The 3,671-nt window shown below is 71.0% G+C and carries 2 protein-coding genes; both read right to left on the bottom strand.

From position 1 onward, the window contains the following. Positions 1 to 519 precede the first annotated feature (519 nt). Positions 520 to 1,956: a hypothetical protein gene (locus VFZ20_RS20150; RefSeq protein WP_329685735.1), complete on the bottom strand. Its 1,437-nt coding sequence runs from the start codon at positions 1,954 to 1,956 to the stop codon at positions 520 to 522. Between the two features lie 117 nt (positions 1,957 to 2,073). Beyond that, the coding region (locus tag VFZ20_RS20145) for a hypothetical protein (protein ID WP_329685734.1) at positions 2,074 to 3,671 on the bottom strand (1,598 nt) is incomplete at its 5' end.

Genomic DNA, 3,671 nt, shown 5'->3' with positions numbered 1-3,671 from the left:
GACCGAAGGATCTTGTGTCCAAACCACGGGGCCGGCTTCATGCCTGGAAGCCGGCCCCGAGTCTCGCATACAAGATCCTTCGTCGCCGCCATGGATCAAGCCCAGGCAGGCATCGCGCGGCGGCTCCTCAGGATGACGCTTCGAGCCCGAGGTTTAGCAATACCCTATGAGGGAGCGTTGCGCACGACGTGAACGCGCGCAGGACCTTGGCGCGGTCGAGGGATCTTGTGTGCGAAGCGTAAGGCCGGGATACGTGCCCTGGAGCCGGCTTGTCGCTTCGCGGGCACGATCCTTCGTCGCCGCCATGGATCACCGACCGGGCAGGGTTTGCGCGGCGGCTCCTCAGGATGACCGCTTTCGAAGCCCGAGGTGTGGCAACCCCCTCTCCGGGGCGCATCACGTAGCGACGTCTCCGCGCGCGCGGGCCGGCCGGCGTTGTCCGGGGCTGGAGGGGTGCGGAACGGCCCCGGAGAGCGATCTCCGGGGCCGTTTTGCATCGTCCGCCGCACAGGGGCGGCGTCAGTTGCCGCCGGGCGCCGTGGGCAGGGGGATGGCCGCCGTGGGGCCGGGGGTGATCCACACCTCAAAGACGCGGTTGCTGGCGCGGGTCTGCGCCTGCTGGTCGTCCGTCTGCGGCGCGCTGCTCTGGATGCCGCCGTACAGCCATCCCACCCGCGTGGCGGCGTTCCCCGGCAGCGCGTCCAGGTACACCACCTCCGTCTCCGCGTCCATCTGCAGGCCCTGCTCCTCGAGGATCACCCGCGCGTCGGCCCCCAGCAGCTCCGGCAGGGTCCACGGGAACGCCCACTGCCGCGTGCCCGACGCATCGACCGCGATGACCGACACGTCGTCGATGAACGGGAGGCCCGTGTCGATGTGCAGCTGCTTGCGCTCGTTGTCGTACGAGTAGAGGCTGATGCCCCCGAAGAGCGTGGTGTACATCGCGCGGCGCGCGCGGTCGTACAGCAGGAGCGAGGCCGCGTCGTACTGGCTCATGGCCTGGAAGAACGAGCTGTCCACCGTGGCGGTGTTGCCGCTCACGTACACGGGCACGCGGTACGCCGCATCCTGTCCGGGAACGAACACGCCGCCGTACACCGCCAAGCGCCGACTGCCCTGCGGATCGAACGCGCCCACCACGTTCAGGTCCCGCCGGTGAAAGTTGCGGGCCCACGCGTTGACGTCCCCGGTGATGACCGTCTCCGCGGTGAATGCCAGCGACGGCGGGGGCGTGATGTGCCCCACCTGGATGCGCTCCGTGTAGATCTGGGTGAACTGGTCCCAGTTGCCTGGGTCGGCCGAGTACAGGCCGTCGAAGCGCTGTCCCATCACCAGGTAGAAGCGCCCGTCGAGCTTGTTGAGCTGCCCGCCCGTCACCTTCCACGAAAAGTCGCTGCGCCGCGTGACGGTGCCGGCCAGGCTCCCCCCGGACTTGACCGCGTTGATCATCGCGGGGACGTCCACGGCCAGCAGGGTGGGAAAGGTGACCATGCTGTCCGTGCGGCTGTCGTGTCCGTATCCGCCGATGAGGTACAGCCAGCGTCCGTCCTGGTACGCGTTGGCGTTGGTCACCGTCAGCGCGTCGGCGATGGAGTCGGGGAGCGACCGCACGGAGGCGCGCCACACCTGCTGCCGGCCCGGGTTGACGACGTAGACGCTGTCGTTGGCGCCCGTGACGGGAAACGCGTTCACGAGCGTGGTGTCGATGCTGTGCAGGCCGCTGCGGCGCCCCGTGAGCAGCAGCCACTCGCCGCCGTTCTGCGCCACGGCGAACGAGTGCAGGGCGGGCATGTCGGGCAGGGTGACTGAGCGCAGCTGCACGGTAAAGGGCAGGGCGCCCTCCGTGGGCGTGGTGGTGCCGCTGGGGGGCAGCCCCTGCGCGTTCTGCTGCCCGCGGGCGGGAAGCACGAGCAGGGCGGCCGCCATGACGGCGGCGGCGAAGGTGCGGATGATCATCGTTCGCGTTTCCTGGCGTGGAGGTCGGTTCCCCTGGACGTGGTCATCGTGGGTGGCGCGCGTGCGTGGGCAGGGCGGCCGCGGGCCGGTCCGGACGGCCGCCGGCCACCCGGGTGCTCACGGCTGCTGCACCAGGGCGGACTTGATGGCGCCGGGGCCCCCCTGCTCCGGCGGGCTGGGCTGGCGCGGCGTGCCGGACGGCGCAAAGCCCGCCGGCTGCGTTCCCTCGGGGCATCCCGCCCGCACCCACGCCGCGAACGCCTGCCGGCGCGGGCCCGACAGGTCGCGGGTCACGGGCATGTGGTTGGCGTCCGTGCGCGGAAGGGCGAACACCTCGTCCACCAGCTGCGCGCCCGTCTTGCCCGTTCCCCGCACGGGCCGGACGAGGGTGCCGTAGTCGGAGATGTCCAGGATGTCGCGCATTCCGGGATACAGCCGCGCGTAGCCGTACATCCACGGCTGGATGTCGGTCCACCACGTGGGCGGGTCGCTGGCGGGTGCAAAGGCGTCAAAGACGAGCACGGCCTGCGCGGGCACGCCCATCATCCCCACCATCACCTGGTTCCACCACGGGCCCGTGAGGTTGTAGACCTGCCCGTCGATCCCCGTCCGGTCCGGCGTGGGGGGCGGGTTGGTGCCGCCCGTGAGCGTGGCCTGCGCCGCGCCGTTCACCGTCGTCACGGTCGCGGGCGTGGGCTGCCCGTTCACCAGGAGCCCGGCGGGGTCGGTTCCGCCCACCTGCGGCGGCTTTCCCGTGTTGTCGGAGTTGTTGGGAATGAGCGTGGGCTGTACGGTCATGTCCGTGTTCCACGGCTGCCCCCACTGGCGCGCGTAGAAGGTGACCGTGGCGGACTCGCCCGGATCCAGCCGCAGGAACTGGGGGTCGATGGCGCCCCAGGTGCCCGACGCCGCCTCGGTGATGGTGCCCGACGCGCCGCCGGGGCCCGTTCCGCTCACGCGCACGGGCCGGCTGGCCACGAGGGCCGCCTGATCCGCGTTCAGCGGCACCTCGTAGATCCCCGCCGTCCGCGTGTACGTGTCCAGGTCGTAGGGGAGCGTCTGGGGCAGGGTGACGTTCTTTCCGTCCGGGTCCAGCGTCACGGTGAGGGTGTCCAGCGCGAAGCCGGCGCCGTACCGGTCCGTGGTGGCCACCGAGTTGCCCAGGTCCAGCACCAGCACGCCGCGCTTGTCGTCCAGCTGAAAGGGGGCCATCCACATCAGCGCGAGGAACTGCCCGTCCAGGCGCCGCTTGCCCAGGAAGCGGACCGGCTCGCCCGCGTAGTACGGGCCCACCGTGGCCACCATCCGTCCCCACCCGAACCCGGCCGTGCCGAACTTGCCGTTGTAGCCGTCCACGGCCCACTTGAGGCTCAGGGTGTTCCCCGCCTGGTGCCGCAGCGCCTGGAGCACGGGCGAGCCGGAGATGTCTCCCCACTCGCTCACCTGGATGACCGTCTGGAAGTAGCCGCCCGAGGTCTCGATGCCGCCCGCGCCCTGGTGCGCCACGCGCCCCCACACGTCCGTAAGGGCGCACTCCGCCACCGTGCCCGTGAACGCCGTGCCGCCGCCCGCCAGCGTGAGCGACACGGTCAGCCCCCACACCTGGCTGAGCATCTGCTGCTGCGGGTCCAGGTCCACCAGCTTGCCCTTGTACGGCTTGTCGACGCTCACCAGCGTTCCGCCAATGAGCGCGTCGCCCGCGGCGACGGGATCGC

Origin of the sequence: Longimicrobium sp. (assembly GCF_036280135.1) — a bacterium.
Lineage (GTDB): Bacteria > Gemmatimonadota > Gemmatimonadetes > Longimicrobiales > Longimicrobiaceae > Longimicrobium.
Note: the sequence above shows the minus strand (reverse complement) of the source record. Positions and strands in the feature narration are given on the sequence as shown.

Excerpts from the sequence above, each read along its gene's own strand:
- VFZ20_RS20150 (WP_329685735.1), bottom strand. The coding sequence starts at position 1,956 with ATGATCATCCGCACCTTCGCCGCCGCCGTCATGGCGGCCGCCCTGCTC.